Source organism: Methylobacterium sp. ME121 (assembly GCF_000974725.1).
Taxonomy (GTDB): domain Bacteria; phylum Pseudomonadota; class Alphaproteobacteria; order Rhizobiales; family Beijerinckiaceae; genus Methylobacterium; species Methylobacterium radiotolerans.
Window position 1 is genome coordinate 18720 of record NZ_BBUX01000068.1, and the last position, 14241, is coordinate 32960.

The following is a 14241-nucleotide window of genomic DNA, read 5'->3' on the forward strand; positions in this document are numbered from 1 at the left end:
GCCCGGCGATCGGAGGCCCTGACGTGTCGCGCCGCTACGCCCTCTACTGGCTGCCCGCCCCGGGATCCCGCCTCGAAGCGTTCGGGCGCGCGGTCCTCGGCACCGACAACGTCTCCGGGCTGCCGGTCGCGCACCCGGAGGGGCTCGGTGATCTCGCGGCGGTCACGGCGGGCGCGCGGGTCTACGGGTTCCACGCCACCCTCAAGGCGCCGATGCGCCTCGCCCCGGGCGCCGCGGAGGCCGACCTCGTCGCCGCCGCCCGCGACCTCGCGGCCGCGCACCCGCCGGTGGCGGTGGGCCCGCTCCGGGTCGCCGCCCTCGGGCCGTTCCTCGCCCTGGTGCCGGAGGCCCCGCCGCCGGAGCTGGGGCTGCTGGCGGCCGAATGCGTCGCCGCCCTGGACCCGTTCCGGGCGCCGCTCACGGAGGCCGAGCGCGCCAAGCGCCGCCCGGAGCGCCTCGACGCGCGCGGCCGCGCGCTCCTCGCGCGCTGGGGCTACCCGTACGTGTTCGAGGCCTTCCGCTTCCACATGACCCTGACCGACGCCCTGCCGGAGGCGGATCGCGATTCCTGGCACCGGCGCCTGTCCGAAGCCTACGGCGCCGCGGGGCCGGAGCCCCTGCGGATCGACGCCGTCAGCCTCCTGATCCAGGACGGGTCGGAGCCGTTCCGGCTCCTGGCGCGCCTGCCCTTCGGAGAAGCCCGTGGTTGACCGCCCCCTCGGCCTCGAACCCGCGCTCGATCCGAGCGCCCGGGTCGTCGACAGCCGCCTCGGCCGCTACACCGAGGTCGGCGCCCGCACCCGGCTCACCGAGACAATCCTCGACGACTATTCCTACATCGGTGAGGACGGCGAGGTGATCTACACCGCGATCGGCAAGTTCTGCTCGATCGCCGCCAGCGTGCGGATCAATCCCGGCAATCACCCGATGGAGCGCGCCTCCCAGGCGCACTTCACCTACCGGGCGCGGGCCTACTGGCCGGACGAATCGGACGAGCCCGCCTTCTTCGACCGGCGCCGGGCGAGCCCGGTGGCGATCGGCCACGATGTCTGGATCGGCCACGGCGCGGTCGTCCTGCCGGGGCGCACGATCGGCACCGGCGCGGTGGTGGGAGCGGGCGCCATCGTCACCCGCGACGTCGAGCCCTACACGATCGTCGTCGGCAATCCCGCCCGGCCGGTCCGGCGCCGCTTCCCCGAGGCGATCGCCGCCCGCCTGATGCGCCTCGCCTGGTGGGACTGGGACCACGAGCGCCTGCGCCGGGCGCTGCCGGATTTCCGCGGCCTGCCGATTGAGGCGTTCCTGGAGCGCTGCGAAGATTAAGTCGGCTATCGAAATAACCGAGATGTTGCGCCGGCAAATATAATCGTTCCGAATACGTCATCCAATCGTCGTGAAACCGGCGTTTACGTGCGGCCACTCCGCGGCGGATGGTTGCATGCTGGTTATCGAGGATCTCACGCGCCAGTACGGCGACCGGCGCGCCGTCGACGGCGTGTCGCTCCGGATCGAGCCCGGCAGCTTCGTCGGGGTGATCGGCCGGTCGGGCGCCGGCAAGTCGACGCTCCTGCGCCTCATCAATCGGCTGGCGGACCCGAGTTCGGGGCGCATCCTCCACGAGGGCCGCGAGGTGACGACCCTGCGCGGCCGTCCCCTGCGGGAATGGCGCACCCGCTGCGCCATGATCTTCCAGCAGTTCAACCTCGTCGGCCGCCTCGACGTGATGACGAACGTGCTGATGGGGCGCCTCAGCCACGTGCCGACCTATCGCTCCCTGCTCCGGCAATGGTCCGCCGAGGACCGGGCCATGGCCCTCGCCGCCCTGGAGAGCTTCGACATGGGCGAGTTCGCCGGCCAGCGGGCCGACGGCCTGTCGGGCGGGCAGCAGCAGCGCGTCGCCATCGCCCGCGCCCTCGTGCAGGAGCCCGAGATCCTGCTCGCCGACGAGCCGGTCGCCTCCCTCGACCCGCGCAACACCCGCTTGGTGATGGACGCGCTGGCCGAGGTGAACCGGCGCTACGGCATCACCGTGCTGTGCAACCTGCACTCCCTCGACCTCGCCCGCGCCTACTGCGACCGCCTCGTCGGCCTCGCGGCCGGGCGGGTCGTGTTCGAGGGCGGCCCCTTCGACCTGACCGAGGACGTGGCGCGCCGCCTCTACGGCCTGGAGGCCGGCGAGGTGCTGGACGATTCCGCGCAGCGCGAGGCGGAGCAGCGGGCCGCGATGCCGGGCCGGCCCGGTCTCGTGCCGGCCCGGCCGGTCCGCGAGGCCGCCCTCGGCGCCTGATCCGGGCCCCGGGCCCCAACGAACACCGCCAACGAGCACTGCCAACGAGCACTGCCAACGAGCACCGCTCTGGAAACGCCCGACCGGCCCTTGGCCGGCCGAACCTCGCCGACGCCGCCACGAAGGACGACCCGATGATCACCCGACGCACCCTCGCCGCCGCCGCGGCCCTCGCCCTCCTCGGCCTGCCGGCCGCCGCCCAGGACTGGAAGGCCCAGTATCCGGAGCTGACGCTCGGCGTGATCCCGGCGGAGAACGCCTCGGGCACCGCCGACCGCTGGGCGCCGCTCACCGCCTACCTGACCAAGACGCTCGGCGTGCCGGTGAAGCTGCGGGTGGCGAGCGACTACGCCGCCGTGATCGAGGGCCAGCGGGCCGGCAACATCCAGATCGCGTGGTACGGGCCGGCCTCCTTCGCGCGGGCCGTGATGACCGGCGTGAAGATCGAGCCGATCGTCAACCAGAAGCACGAGACCGGCGCCTCGGGCTACTATTCGGTGGTCTACGTGCTGGCCTCCAGCCCCTACAAGACCGTCGAGGATCTGAAGGGCAAGAACCTCGCCCTGGTCGATCCGAACTCGACCTCCGGCAACCAGGCGCCGCGCTTCTTCCTGAAGCGGGCCGGCTACGACGTGGAGAAGTTCTTCGGCAAGACCTTCTACGCCGGCAGCCACGAGAACGCCGTGCTGGCGCTCACCCAGGGCACCGCCGACGCCGCCGCCAACCTGTGGAATTCCGAGACCGACACGATGGTCACCCGCATGGCCGCCAAGGGCATGCTCAAGAAGCCCGACGGCACCCCGATGCAGCAGTCGGACTTCCGCGTCGTGTTCAAGTCCGACTTCCTGCCGGAGGGGCCATTCGCCGTGCTGGCGAGCCTGCCGGACGACCTGAAGGCCAAGATCCGCGACGCCTTCGTGGCCCTGCCGAAGGCCGACAAGGCCGCGTTCGACCGGCTCTCCGACGGCAAGGACCAGGATCTCACGCCGGTGACCCTCAAGGATTACCAGCCGATCATCGACATGCTGCGCTTCAACGACGAGCAGCGCCGGAAGTCCTGATCCGGAGCCGCCCGCCTTGCGCGGTCTGACACCCCTGTCGCCGGAGCGGGCAGCCGCCCTCTCCGGCCTCTACGCGGCGGCGACCGGGGAAGCCCGCCGCCGCACGCTGGCGGGCTTCGCCCTGGTGGCGGCGCTCGCCGTGGTCGCCGGGCTGATCGCCGAGGTGCGGCCGCTGGTCCTCGCCGAGAACATCGGCAAGTTCACCGCCTACATCCAGCAGATCCTGCCGCCGATCGGCCTCGATCACCCGCTGGAGGACGTCCGCGCCTGGTACTGGGGCCTGCCCAAATGGCTGGGCCTGCTGGGCGAGACCCTGCTCATGGCCTATCTCGGGACGCTGCTCGGAGGGATCGGGGGCTTCGCCCTCAGCTTCGTGGCCGCCGCCAACCTCGTGCGGTCGCGCGCGCTGCGCGTCGGCGCCAAGCGCCTGCTGGAACTGTGCCGCACCGTCCCCGAGGTGGTGTTCGCGCTGATCTTCGTGATCGCCTTCGGCCTCGGCCCGATGGTGGGCGTGCTCGCCATCGCGATCCACACCACGGGGGCGCTGGGCAAGCTGTTCTCCGAGGTGGTCGAGAACATCGACATGCGCCCCGTCGAGGGCCTGTCGGCCTCGGGCGCGACCTGGGTCCAGACGGTGCGCTTCGCGGTGCTGCCGCAGGTCCTGTCGAACTTCGCCTCCTACGCGCTGCTGCGCTTCGAGATCAACGTGCGCGGGGCCGGGGTGATGGGCTTCGTCGGCGCCGGCGGCATCGGCCAGGAATTCCTCGTGGCGATCCGCAACTTCTACTACGCTGACGTGAGCGCGATCCTCGTGCTGATCATCCTGACCGTCTTCTGCATCGACCTCGTCACCGAGCGGGTCCGCCACCGCCTGATCGGCGCGGAGCAGGCCCGATGAGCGCGCGTCCCGAGGCCCTGCGGGCGGCGGCCCGGGCCGACCTCGCCCGCCTGCGCGCGCGTTACCCCGCGCAGTTCCGCACCGACTGGCCGGGGCGGGCGCGGCTCGCCGCCCTGCTCGTCGTCCTGGTGGGGCTCGCGGCGCTCGGCGCCTGGCGCCTCGACTTCTCGGTGGCGCGGATCCTCCACGGTCTCGGGCGGCTCGGCACCTTCGCGGTGCTGATGCTGCCGCCGTCGCCGGAGGGCCAGTTCTGGACCTTCCTGCACGCGCTGGGCGAGACCCTCGGCATCGCCTTCCTGGGCACGCTGACGGCGGCGATCCTCGCCTTCCCGGTGGCGTTCCTGGCGGCGCGGAACGTCGTGCCCAACCCGTTCGCGCGGTTCGCGGTCCGCCGCGGCCTCGACGTGATGCGCTCGGTCGACGTGCTGATCTGGGCTCTGATCTGGATCAACGTCGTCGGCCTCGGCCCGTTCGCGGGGGCGCTCGCGATCGCGTGCTCGGATGTCGGGGCGCTCGGCAAGCTGTTCTCCGAGGCGATCGAGACCTGCGACCGACGCGCCGGCGAGGGCGTCGTCGCCTCGGGCGGCTCGGCGCTCCACCGCATCCGCTTCGGGCTGATCCCCGGGGTGCTGCCGGTGCTGGCGAGCCAGGTCCTGTACTTCTTCGAGTCGAACACCCGCTCGGCGACGATCATCGGCATCGTCGGCGCGGGCGGCATCGGCCAGTACCTCACCGAGCTGATCCGCGTGCTGGAGCTGCAGCAGGTCGCCTTCCTGGTGCTGATGATCCTCGTGACCGTGGCGGCGATCGACTGGATCTCGACCCGCCTGCGCCGGGCGATCATCGGGCCGGCGGCGCGCTGAAGGAGGCCGCGCAGCGGGCGGTCCGTCCCATCCACCCCCTCATCCTGAGGTGCGGCGCGGCCGCCTCGAAGGAGGGCTCGAGCCACCGCGCGCCAGCTGGAGCCCTCCTTCGAGGCCTCCGCTGCGCTCCGGCACCTCGGGATGACAGGATGGCCGGGACGGCTCGTATCGTACGGCGTCCGGTTCGCGCGCTCGGGTGACGGACCCTCGTCGTCATCGCTTCGCTCCGCTCGCGAGGACGCTGTGCCGAGGCCGTCGCGCGGACACCGCATCACCCCCCGATCACCAGCTCCACCCGGTCGGCCGCGAACAGGGTGCGGTTCGCCTGGATCGGCACGCCGGCGGGATCGATGTTGACGCTCGACACCACCAGCACGACCCGCCCCGGCGCGATGTCGAGGCGCTGCGCCTCCGCGGAATCCGCGGGACGGGCCCGGATCCGCGTCGAGAGCCGGGTGTAGTCGTGGACGCCGCAGGTCGCGAAAGCCCGGGTGATCGAGCCCCGCTCGGCGTAGGCCTCGGCGAAGCCCGCGAAGCGCGGCAGCGGCAGCCAGGTCAGCGCCGTCGAGAGCGGGGCGCTGTCCGCCCGGTGGACGGTCAGCAGCTCCAGGATCGGCGCGCCGGGGGCGAGGGCCAGGGAGGCCGCCTGCTCGGGCCCGGCCGGGACCGTGGCCGAGGCGACGAGGTCGCCCCAGGCCTCGCGCCCGGCCCCGGCGACGATCTCGGAGAAGCGCGTCCGCGGCCCGATCGGGTAGGCGAGGGGCGCCTCCTCCACGAAGGTGCCCCGACCCTGGCTGGCGCGCACGAGGCCGCCCTCCGCGAGCGCCGCGAGGGCGCGCCGCACCGTGTGCCGGTTCACCGCGAACCGCGCCGCCAGGGCGGCCTCGGCGGGCAGTTGCTGCCCCGGCGCGTAGCGCCCCGCCGCGATCTCGGCCGTCAGCGCGTCGGCGATCTGCCGCCACGCCGTCAGCCCCTCGCCCCGGACGAGGCCGGCCGCCTGCTCCTGCGCATCCATGCTGTCATCCAAACTTCATTTGTGCGGCGCACGCCAGTTGTCTATACACCTATACAACCGAGCGACGAAGGGATTCGCGATGACGACGACCCCGAGACAGGCCGGATCCGAGGGCGAGACCGCGGCGCGCCAGGCGGTCATGGCCCTCTGCGCCGAGGCGAGCCGCGCGGATCTGGAGGCGGCCCTGTCGGGCCTCGATGCGCCCGCGGCCGCGGATCTGCGCGTGCCGGAGACAGGTCTCGTGATGGCTTCGGGCCGGATCGGCGGCGACGGGCGGCCGTTCAACCTCGGTGAGGTCAGCGTGACCCGGGCCGCCATCCGCCTCGCGGACGGCCCGGCCGGCTTCGCCTACCATCTCGGTCGCGACCGCACGAAGGCGCGGCTCGCCGCGATCCTCGACGCCCTCTGGCAGGATCCGGGCCGGCGCGCCCGGGTCGAGGCCGCCCTGGAGCCCGCCGCCCGGCGGCTCGCGGAGTCCCGAGCGCGGGCGGCCCGGCGCACGGCCGCCACCCGCGTCGATTTCCTGACCCTCGCCCGCGGAGAGGATTGAGCATGCTCGCCCCCGGCTTCGCCGATCCGGTCCACGACGCGCAGGGCACCTTCCGCGCCGTCATGGACGCGCTCGCCCGTCCCGGACGCGTCCGGGCGCTCGTCGCCGACCTCGCGCCGCCCGCGCCGCTGACGCCGGAACTGGCCGCCGTCGCGCTGACGCTCACCGACGCCGACACGCCGGTCTGGCTCGATCCGGTCCTCGCCGCGGCGCGGGAGGTCGCGGAATTCCTGCGCTTCCACACCGGCGCGCCGCTCACCGGCGACCCGGCCGCGGCCGCCTTCGCGCTGGTCCGCGAGCCCGCGCGGTGCCCGCCGCTGAGCCGGTTCGCCCCCGGCACGCCGGCCTATCCCGACACCGCCACGACCCTGGTGCTCGCCCTCGACGCGGTCGCCGAGGGGGAGGGGCTGCACCTGTCCGGCCCGGGCATCCGGGAGGCTGCCCGGCTCGCGCCGGCGCCGCTGCCGGAGGGCTTCGTGGCGCAGCTCGCCGAGAACCGCGCCGGCTTTCCCCTCGGCGTCGACCTGATCCTCACCGCGCCCGGCCGCGTGGCCGCTCTCCCGCGCTCCACGACGGTCACGGAGGCCTGACCCATGTACGTGGCCGTGAAGGGCGGCGAGGCCGCCATCGACAACGCCCACCGGCTCCTCGCCGAGACGCGCCGGGGCGACCCCGCATTGCCCGAACTCTCCGTGGCGCAGATCCGGGAGCAGATGGCGCTGCTCGTCGACCGGGTCATGACCGAGGGCTCGCTCTACGATCCGGACCTCGCGGCGCTGGCGCTGAAGCAGGCGCGGGGCGACGTGGTCGAGGCGGTGTTCCTCGTCCGCGCCTACCGGACGACGCTGCCGCGCTTCGGCGCCTCCGCGCCGGTCGACACCGGGGCCATGGCGGTCGAGCGCCGGATCTCCGCGACCTTCAAGGACCTTCCGGGCGGGCAGGTGCTCGGGCCGACCTTCGACTACACCCACCGGCTGGTCGACTTCGCGCTCGCCGCCGAGACCGCGTCCGAGCCCGCCGCCGAGGCCGAGCCGCGCCCCGATGCCGGCACCTGCCCGCGGGTCACCGACCTGCTGGCCCGGGACGGCCTGATCGAGCCCTCGCCCCCGGAGGACGGCGCCCCCGCGGGCGACCTCACCCGCGAGCCGGTGGATTATCCCGCCGACCGGGCCCTGCGCCTCCAGGCGCTCGCCCGGGGCGACGAGGGCTTCGTGCTCGGCCTCGCCTACTCGACGCAGCGCGGCTACGGCCGCACCCACCCGTTCGTCGGCGAGATCCGGGTCGGCGAGGTCGCGGTCGAGTTCGTGCCCGAGGAGCTGGGCTTCGCGGTGCCGCTCGGCCGCGTGCGGCTCACCGAGTGCCAGATGGTCAATCAGTTCAAGGGCACGGGGACGGCGCCGCCGCAATTCACCCGCGGCTACGGGCTGAGCTTCGGGCAGAGCGAGCGCAAGGCCATGGCGATGGCGCTCGTGGATCGGGCGCTGCGCGCGGAGGAGCTGGGCGAGCCGGTGGCGAGCCCGGCCCAGGACCAGGAATTCGTCCTGGCCCACTGCGACAGTCTCCAGGCGACCGGCTTCGTCGAGCACCTGAAGCTGCCCCACTACGTCGATTTCCAGGCCGAGCTGGAACTTGTTCGCCGGCTACGCGCCGAGTTCGAGCGCGCGTCCGACGCCGTCGAGATGCAGGAGGCCGCCGAATGAGCGCCGCGATCGCGCACCGCCCGGAGAGCGAACCGGGCTACAACTTCGCCTATCTCGACGAGGGCACGAAGCGGATGATCCGCCGGGCCATCCTCAAGGCCATCGCGGTGCCGGGCTATCAGGTGCCCTTCGCCTCCCGCGAGATGCCGATGCCGTACGGCTGGGGCACCGGCGGCGTGCAGGTCACGGCCGCGATCCTCGGCCGCTCGGACGTGCTCAAGGTCATCGACCAGGGCGCCGACGACACCACCAACGCGGTCTCGATCCGCCGCTTCTTCGCCAAGACCTCCGGGGTGGCCACCACGACCCGCACCGCGGAGGCGACGGTCATCCAGACCCGCCACCGCATCCCCGAGACGCCGCTCACCGAGGGGCAGACGCTGGTCTACCAAGTGCCGATCCCCGAGCCCCTGCGCTTCCTCGAGCCCCGCGAGACCGAGACGCGCCAGCTCCACGCGCTGGCCGAGTACGGCGCCATGCACGTGAAGCTCTACGAGGACATCAGCCGCCACGGCCACATCGCCACCACCTACGCGTACCCGGTGGAGGTGGCGGGCCGCTACGTGATGGACCCGTCGCCGACGCCGAAATTCGACAACCCCAAGATGGACGACTGCCCGGCGCTCCAGCTCTTCGGCGCGGGCCGCGAGCGGCGGATCTACGCGGTGCCGCCCCACACGCGGGTGCGCAGCCTCGACTTCGAGGATCACCCGTTCCGGGTGCAGCACTTCGACCAGCCCTGCGCCCTGTGCGGCGCCGAAGGCGTCTATCTCGACGAGGTGCTGCTCGACGATGCCGGAAGGCGGATGTTCGTCTGCTCGGACACCGACCACTGCGAGGGGCGCCGCGCGGACGGCCATGTCGGCGCGGGGGACGCGGCATGAGTGGCGATGTGAGGCGCGGCACGGGCGACTTCACGGTCCGCCGGGCCGGGAAACCGGACCTGCCCGCGATCCTCGACCTCTACGCCGAGCTGAACGGCGGGCGGGTGACGACCCTGGAGCGGGCCGGGGCGCTGCTCGACCGACTCACGACGGCCTATCCCGATTACGGGCTCTACGTGGCCGAACGCGACGGCGCGGTCGTCGGCACCTTCTGCCTCGTCATCCTCGACAACATCGCCCACTGGGGCACGCCCTCGGCCCTCGTCGAGAGCGTCGTGGTCGCGTCCCGGCACCGCGGCGGCGGTCTCGGCCGGGCGATGATGCGCGCGGCGGCCCGGCTCGCCGAGGCGCGGGGCTGCTACAAGCTCGCCCTGTCGTCGAACGTCGACGCCAAGCCGGCCCACGCCTTCTACGAGAGCCTCGGCTTCGAGCGCTACGGCTACAGCTTCCGCCTCGATCCCCCCTTCCTGCCCGACGCCGCGGAGGCGACCCGATGAGCGAATCCCTGCTGCAGGTCCGCGGCCTGACCAAGCGCTACGGCGCCCGCCTCGCCTGCGCCGACGTGTCGTTCGACCTCGTGCCCGGCGAGGTGCTGGCGATCGTGGGCGAATCCGGGTCCGGCAAGTCGACGCTGCTCTCCCTCATCGCCACCGAGCTGGCGCCCGATTCCGGGACGGTCGCCTACCGGATGCGCGACGGTGCGCTGCGCGACCTCGGCACCTTGAGCGAGGCCGGGCGCCGGGCGCTGATGCGCACCGAGTGGGGGTTCGTCCGCCAGGACGCGGCCCAGGGCCTGCGCATGGCGGTCTCGGCCGGCGGCAATGTCGGCGAGCGGTTGATGGGGCTCGGCGAGCGCCACTACGGGCGGATCCGCGCCCAGGCCCTCGACTGGCTCGGCCGGGTCGAGATCGCCGCCGACCGGATCGACGACCCGCCGACGCGCTTCTCCGGCGGCATGCGCCAGCGCCTGCAGATCGCCCGCAACCTCGTCACCGGGCCCCGCCTGGTGCTGATGGACGAGCCGACCTCCGGCCTCGACGTCTCGGTCCAGGCGCGGCTCCTCGACCTGATCCGCCGGCTCTCGGCCGAGCTGGGGCTCGCGGTGATCATCGTCACCCACGACCTCGCGGTGGCGCGGCTCCTCTCGCACCGGATCATGGTCATGCGCGCCGGCCGGGTGATCGAGACCGGCCTCACCGACCGGGTGCTCGACGATCCCGAGCACGCCTACACCCAGCTCCTCGTCGCCTCGGTGCTCGCCGCATGACCGCGCTCCTGACCTTCGAGAACGTCGCCAAGAGCTTCACCCTGCACCTGCGCGGCGGCGTCGTGCTGCCGGTGGTGGGCGGCGTGAGCCTGTCCGTGGAACCCGGCGAGTGCGTGGTGCTCGGCGGCCCGTCCGGCGCGGGGAAATCCTCGCTGCTGAAGATGGCCTACGGCAATTACCGCTGCGACGGCGGCGCGATCCTCGTCCGCGACGGCGCGACGGTCGTGGACGTCGTCCGCGCCGATCCGCGGGCGGTCCTGGCGCTGCGGGCGCGGGTCATCGCCTACGTGTCGCAGTTCCTGCGGGTGATCCCGCGGGTCCCGGCCCTCGACGTCGTCGAGGCTGCCGGCCGCGAGGGCGGATTGTCCGAGGAGGCGGCGCGCGCGCGGGCCGAGACCCTGCTCGCCCGGCTCAACCTGCCCGAGCGGCTCTGGGGCCTGCCGCCCGCGACCTTCTCGGGGGGCGAGCAGCAGCGGGTCAACATCGCCCGGGGCCTGATCGCCGACCGGCCGCTCCTGCTCCTCGACGAGCCCACCGCCTCCCTGGACGCGGAGAACCGCGCCGTCGTGGCCGAGCTCGTCCGCGAGAAGCTCCGGGCGGGGGCCGGCGTGCTCGGCATCTTCCACGACAGCGAGATGCGCGACGCTGTGGCGACCCGGGTGGTCGATGTCACCCGCTTCGCGCCGCGCGCCCGGGCAGCCTGAGGATCTTCACGATGGACGACTTCATCCTCGAGAACGCGACCCTGGTCCTGCCGGACCGGGTGCAGCGCGGCTGGCTCGCCGTGTCGGACGGGGCGATCGTCGAGATCGGCGAGGGGCGCCCGCCCGCGCGCGGCCTCGACCTCGGCGGCGACCACCTGATTCCCGGCCTGATCGAGCTGCACACCGACCATCTGGAGAGTCATTTCGCGCCGCGCCCGAAGGTGCGCTGGCACCCCCTCGGCGCCGTCCTGGCCTACGACGCGCAGATCACCGCCTCGGGAATCACCACCGTGTTCGATTCGCTGCGCGCCGGCAGCGACCCGGACGGCAGCGGCCTCGGCTCCGAGCTGGAGCAGCTCGCCGGCGCCATCGCCGCCGCGCGGGCCGGGGACCTGTTCCGGGCCGAGCACTTCACGCACCTGCGCTGCGAGCTGCCCTCCCTCGACGTGCTCGACACGGTGGCGACCTTCACGGCCCGCTACCCGGTGGGGCTGATCTCGCTGATGGACCACACGCCCGGCCAGCGGCAGTTCCGCGACATGGAGAAGTACTACACCTACGCCACCCGCGGCGGCCGGCCCATGGAGGAGATCCGCGCCAACACCGAGCGCAAGGTCCGCGACGGACGGGCGCTCAACGCGAAGAACCGGCCGGCCCTGGTCCAGTTCGCCCGCGAGATGGGCATCCCGCTCGCGAGCCACGACGACACGACCCTGGCCGACGTCGACCTCGCGGTCGGCGAGGGCGTGCGGCTGGCCGAGTTCCCCACCACCCTGGAGGCGGCCGAGGCCGCGCACCGGCAGGGCCTCACCGTGATGATGGGCGCGCCGAACCTGATCCGCGGCGGCTCGCATTCCGGCAACGTCGCCGCCCTGGCGCTGGCCGAGGCCGGGCACCTCGACATCCTGTCCTCGGACTACGTGCCGGCGAGCCTGCTGATGGCGGCCTTCCTGCTGCCCGAGCAGGCGCCCGCGATCACGCTGCCCGAGGCGCTCGCCACCGTCACGGCCAACCCCGCCCGCGCCACCGGCTTGACCGATCGCGGCGCCCTGGCGCCCGGGCTGCGGGCCGATCTCGTGCGCGTGCAGCGGGCCGAGGGGGTTCCGGTGGTCCGCGAGGTCTGGCGCGCCGGGCGGCGCGTCGCCTGATGCCGGGCTGCCTCGTCCTCGTGGTCGGCCCGAGCGGGGCCGGCAAGGATACGCTGCTCCGGCTCGCCCGGGCGGCCCTGGCCGGCGACCCGCGCTACGTCTTCCCGCGCCGCCTCGTCACCCGGCCGCCCTCGGCCGACGAGGACAACGACGAGATCGACGAGGCCGCCTTCGCCGAGGGCTGCGCGGCCGGGCGCTTCACCCTGAGCTGGCGCGCCCACGGCCTCGGCTACGCGCTGCCGGAGGCGGTCGGCCGGCGGGTCGCGGAAGGCCACGTGGTGGTCTGCAACGTCTCGCGCCGCGTCGTCGCGGGCGCGCGGGAGTCTGGCCGGCGGGTGAGCGTCGTCGAGATCACGGCGCCGCCCGAGATCCTGGCGCGGCGCATCGCCGCCCGCGGCCGCGCGCAGGACGGCGACCTGGCCGCGCGTCTCGCCCGCGAGGGCGGCGTCACCGCGGACCTGACGATCCTCAACACCGGCGCCGCGGACGAGGCGGCCGCGCGGCTGGTCGCGCATCTGCGCGCCTGCTGACGGGGCTAGCGCGCGGCGGTCCGCGCGGACGCGCCGGCCGCACGGTGCGTGAGCCACGAAAAAGGGCGGGCGCCGACACCGGCACCCGCCCTCGCTCGGATCCGCCGGGGAGCCCCCGGCGTCGACTGACTCAGAGGCCGCCGAACTTGTAGTTGAAGCCGGCGCGGACGATGCTGCCCTCGGTGCGGAAGCGCGAGATGTACGCGCCGTTGCCCACGCCCGGGACCGCGCCGACGAGCACGTTCTGGCTGCCGAGGTCGTAGTGCAGGTACTCGGCCTTCACCGTGATGGCGTCGTACTTGATGCCGATGTAACGGCCGAGCGCGAAGGTGTTCAGGAAGCTGTCGGTGGGCAGCGCGAACTCGATGCCGCCGCCGTAGGCGAAGCCGGTCTTGAAGTCGTCGTAGCGGCCGGCGAACTGCAGGCGGCCGCCCGGGGTGTAGAAGTTGGCGTCGTGGAACACGTTGCCGTAGGCGAGGCCGCCCATCCCGTAGACCAGGACGCGGTCGAAGGCGTAGCCGACGCGGCCGGTGAGGGTGCCGAGCCAGTCGAGGCTCTGGCGGAACTGGCTGATGTTCGGCGGGCCGCCGGCGACGTTGCCGGTGCCGAGCACGACCCGGTTCTTGGTGATGTCCGTCCAGTCGATGCTGTTGGCGATACCGACGACGATGCCGGCGCCCGGCGTGAACTGGTAGTTGTAGCCGGCGGTGCCGCCGATGTTGGCGAAGCCGTCCTGCGTGGTCGAGGTCGCGAACGGGCGGCGGCCGAGGGCGACGTTGGTGGCGTTGCCGGGCTGGACGCCGACGGTCGTGATGCGCTCACGGTCGGTGAAGGTGTAGGCCGACTCGAGACCGGCGTAGAAGCCCGTCCAGGTGAAGACCGGCACCGGCGTGAAGACCGGCGGCGGCGCGGCGCGACGCGGCAGGTCGGCGGCGGAGGCGGCCGTCGTGACCAGGGCCGTCGCGGCGGTGGCGAGGAGGAGCTTCTTCATCATGGCGGGGGTCCGAGGTGACGCGTTGTTGTCGCCACTTAAGCTCGGCCGCACGGATCCCGCTATGCCCGCGAAGCCACACTGTGGCGCGAAAGCGGCGCCGATACTGCCTGTGATTGATGTTTCGACGTTCAAGACTCGTCGCCGTGGCTTGACAGCGGGGCCGTCGGCGGGCCCCCGCGCGTCGCGGAGCTTGATCCCTGGCGGCCGACCCTCTAAGCGGACCGCGTTTTTCGCCCCTGTCGGAACTTCGGGGCGGCTGACCAGGATTCGGGGCCCTTGCGTGGTCCCCGCCGCAGGAATGGGAATCATGGGCAAGGAAAAGTTCTCCCGCACCAAGCCG

17 protein-coding genes are annotated in these 14241 nt (G+C 73.2%); 15 read left to right on the top strand and 2 right to left on the bottom strand.

Features of this window, described 5'->3' with window-relative positions; all coding sequences use genetic code 11:
* Nucleotides 1-23: 23 nt before the first annotated feature.
* The 6 genes from ME121_RS26950 to phnE (ME121_RS26975) all read left to right on the top strand — a co-directional run bounded on the left by ME121_RS26950 (nucleotide 24) and on the right by phnE (ME121_RS26975) (nucleotide 5109).
* Nucleotides 24-710 (top strand): DUF1045 domain-containing protein, encoded by a 687-nt coding sequence (locus tag ME121_RS26950; RefSeq protein ID WP_059409926.1) that lies wholly within the window; start codon nucleotides 24-26, stop codon nucleotides 708-710.
* Nucleotides 703-1323 carry an LbetaH domain-containing protein gene (locus ME121_RS26955; protein ID WP_024829092.1) on the top strand — a complete coding sequence of 207 codons (621 nt, stop codon included), beginning with the start codon at nucleotides 703-705 and terminating at the stop codon, nucleotides 1321-1323. Before ME121_RS26950 ends, ME121_RS26955 begins: the two co-directional genes overlap by 8 nt.
* Before the next feature lie 115 nt (nucleotides 1324-1438).
* On the top strand, nucleotides 1439-2287 hold the full coding sequence (phnC, locus tag ME121_RS26960; protein WP_012320794.1) for a phosphonate ABC transporter ATP-binding protein: 849 nt from the start codon (nucleotides 1439-1441) through the stop codon (nucleotides 2285-2287).
* A gap of 134 nt (nucleotides 2288-2421) precedes the next feature.
* Nucleotides 2422-3348, top strand: coding sequence for a phosphonate ABC transporter substrate-binding protein (gene phnD / locus ME121_RS26965; protein WP_012320793.1), 927 nt, complete (start codon nucleotides 2422-2424; stop codon nucleotides 3346-3348).
* Nucleotides 3349-3364: 16 nt separating this feature from the next.
* Entirely contained in the window at nucleotides 3365-4246 is an 882-nt protein-coding gene (phnE, locus tag ME121_RS26970) for a phosphonate ABC transporter, permease protein PhnE (RefSeq protein ID WP_059409927.1), read from the top strand.
* Nucleotides 4243-5109 carry a phosphonate ABC transporter, permease protein PhnE gene (gene phnE / locus ME121_RS26975; RefSeq protein WP_024829095.1) on the top strand — a complete coding sequence of 289 codons (867 nt, stop codon included), beginning with the start codon at nucleotides 4243-4245 and terminating at the stop codon, nucleotides 5107-5109. Before phnE (ME121_RS26970) ends, phnE (ME121_RS26975) begins: the two co-directional genes overlap by 4 nt.
* Before the next feature lie 271 nt (nucleotides 5110-5380).
* On the opposite strand, the gene phnF is transcribed toward phnE (ME121_RS26975), so the two are convergent.
* The gene (phnF, locus tag ME121_RS26980; RefSeq protein WP_012320790.1) at nucleotides 5381-6124 is read right to left on the bottom strand and encodes a phosphonate metabolism transcriptional regulator PhnF; all 744 of its coding nucleotides are present in this window, start codon (nucleotides 6122-6124) and stop codon (nucleotides 5381-5383) included.
* Between the two features lie 79 nt (nucleotides 6125-6203).
* Between phnF and phnG the strand changes: the two genes are divergently transcribed.
* Genes phnG through phnN form a run of 9 tightly spaced genes read left to right on the top strand, consistent with a single transcriptional unit; the run spans nucleotide 6204 to nucleotide 12907 of the window.
* Nucleotides 6204-6674, top strand: a complete 471-nt coding sequence (gene phnG, locus ME121_RS26985; RefSeq protein WP_012320789.1) for a phosphonate C-P lyase system protein PhnG — start codon at nucleotides 6204-6206, stop codon at nucleotides 6672-6674.
* 2 nt (nucleotides 6675-6676) lie between these two features.
* Entirely contained in the window at nucleotides 6677-7264 is a 588-nt protein-coding gene (gene phnH, locus ME121_RS26990; RefSeq protein ID WP_059409928.1) for a phosphonate C-P lyase system protein PhnH, read from the top strand.
* A gap of 3 nt (nucleotides 7265-7267) precedes the next feature.
* Nucleotides 7268-8374 carry a carbon-phosphorus lyase complex subunit gene (locus ME121_RS26995; RefSeq protein WP_012320787.1) on the top strand — a complete coding sequence of 369 codons (1107 nt, stop codon included), beginning with the start codon at nucleotides 7268-7270 and terminating at the stop codon, nucleotides 8372-8374.
* On the top strand, nucleotides 8371-9258 hold the full coding sequence (locus tag ME121_RS27000; RefSeq protein WP_012320786.1) for an alpha-D-ribose 1-methylphosphonate 5-phosphate C-P-lyase PhnJ: 888 nt from the start codon (nucleotides 8371-8373) through the stop codon (nucleotides 9256-9258). Before ME121_RS26995 ends, ME121_RS27000 begins: the two co-directional genes overlap by 4 nt.
* On the top strand, nucleotides 9255-9755 hold the full coding sequence (locus ME121_RS27005) for a GNAT family N-acetyltransferase (protein ID WP_059409929.1): 501 nt from the start codon (nucleotides 9255-9257) through the stop codon (nucleotides 9753-9755). The genes ME121_RS27000 and ME121_RS27005 overlap by 4 nt, the downstream gene beginning before the upstream one ends.
* Nucleotides 9752-10525 (top strand): phosphonate C-P lyase system protein PhnK, encoded by a 774-nt coding sequence (gene phnK, locus ME121_RS27010; RefSeq protein ID WP_059409930.1) that lies wholly within the window; start codon nucleotides 9752-9754, stop codon nucleotides 10523-10525. The genes ME121_RS27005 and phnK overlap by 4 nt, the downstream gene beginning before the upstream one ends.
* On the top strand, nucleotides 10522-11229 hold the full coding sequence (gene phnL / locus ME121_RS27015; RefSeq protein WP_012320783.1) for a phosphonate C-P lyase system protein PhnL: 708 nt from the start codon (nucleotides 10522-10524) through the stop codon (nucleotides 11227-11229). The genes phnK and phnL overlap by 4 nt, the downstream gene beginning before the upstream one ends.
* Nucleotides 11230-11240: 11 nt before the next feature.
* A complete protein-coding gene (locus ME121_RS27020; RefSeq protein ID WP_059409931.1) occupies nucleotides 11241-12377 on the top strand; it encodes an alpha-D-ribose 1-methylphosphonate 5-triphosphate diphosphatase in 1137 nt (378 codons plus the stop codon).
* On the top strand, nucleotides 12377-12907 hold the full coding sequence (gene phnN, locus ME121_RS27025; RefSeq protein WP_012320781.1) for a phosphonate metabolism protein/1,5-bisphosphokinase (PRPP-forming) PhnN: 531 nt from the start codon (nucleotides 12377-12379) through the stop codon (nucleotides 12905-12907). Before ME121_RS27020 ends, phnN begins: the two co-directional genes overlap by 1 nt.
* Nucleotides 12908-13037: 130 nt before the next feature.
* On the opposite strand, the gene ME121_RS27030 is transcribed toward phnN, so the two are convergent.
* Nucleotides 13038-13901: an outer membrane protein gene (locus tag ME121_RS27030; protein ID WP_012320780.1), complete on the bottom strand. Its 864-nt coding sequence runs from the start codon at nucleotides 13899-13901 to the stop codon at nucleotides 13038-13040.
* Between the last annotated feature and the right edge of the window lie 340 nt (nucleotides 13902-14241).

Coding starts and splice junctions, on each gene's coding strand:
- ME121_RS27020 (WP_059409931.1), top strand. CDS start 11,241: ATGGACGACTTCATCCTCGAGAACGCGACCCTGGTCCTGCCGGACCGG.
- ME121_RS27005 (WP_059409929.1), top strand. CDS start 9,255: ATGAGTGGCGATGTGAGGCGCGGCACGGGCGACTTCACGGTCCGCCGG.
- ME121_RS27030 (WP_012320780.1), bottom strand. CDS start 13,901: ATGATGAAGAAGCTCCTCCTCGCCACCGCCGCGACGGCCCTGGTCACG.
- phnL (WP_012320783.1), top strand. CDS start 10,522: ATGACCGCGCTCCTGACCTTCGAGAACGTCGCCAAGAGCTTCACCCTG.
- phnH (WP_059409928.1), top strand. CDS start 6,677: ATGCTCGCCCCCGGCTTCGCCGATCCGGTCCACGACGCGCAGGGCACC.
- ME121_RS27000 (WP_012320786.1), top strand. CDS start 8,371: ATGAGCGCCGCGATCGCGCACCGCCCGGAGAGCGAACCGGGCTACAAC.
- phnD (WP_012320793.1), top strand. CDS start 2,422: ATGATCACCCGACGCACCCTCGCCGCCGCCGCGGCCCTCGCCCTCCTC.
- ME121_RS26995 (WP_012320787.1), top strand. CDS start 7,268: ATGTACGTGGCCGTGAAGGGCGGCGAGGCCGCCATCGACAACGCCCAC.
- phnC (WP_012320794.1), top strand. CDS start 1,439: ATGCTGGTTATCGAGGATCTCACGCGCCAGTACGGCGACCGGCGCGCC.
- phnG (WP_012320789.1), top strand. CDS start 6,204: ATGACGACGACCCCGAGACAGGCCGGATCCGAGGGCGAGACCGCGGCG.
- phnF (WP_012320790.1), bottom strand. CDS start 6,124: ATGGATGCGCAGGAGCAGGCGGCCGGCCTCGTCCGGGGCGAGGGGCTG.
- phnN (WP_012320781.1), top strand. CDS start 12,377: ATGCCGGGCTGCCTCGTCCTCGTGGTCGGCCCGAGCGGGGCCGGCAAG.
- phnK (WP_059409930.1), top strand. CDS start 9,752: ATGAGCGAATCCCTGCTGCAGGTCCGCGGCCTGACCAAGCGCTACGGC.
- phnE (WP_024829095.1), top strand. CDS start 4,243: ATGAGCGCGCGTCCCGAGGCCCTGCGGGCGGCGGCCCGGGCCGACCTC.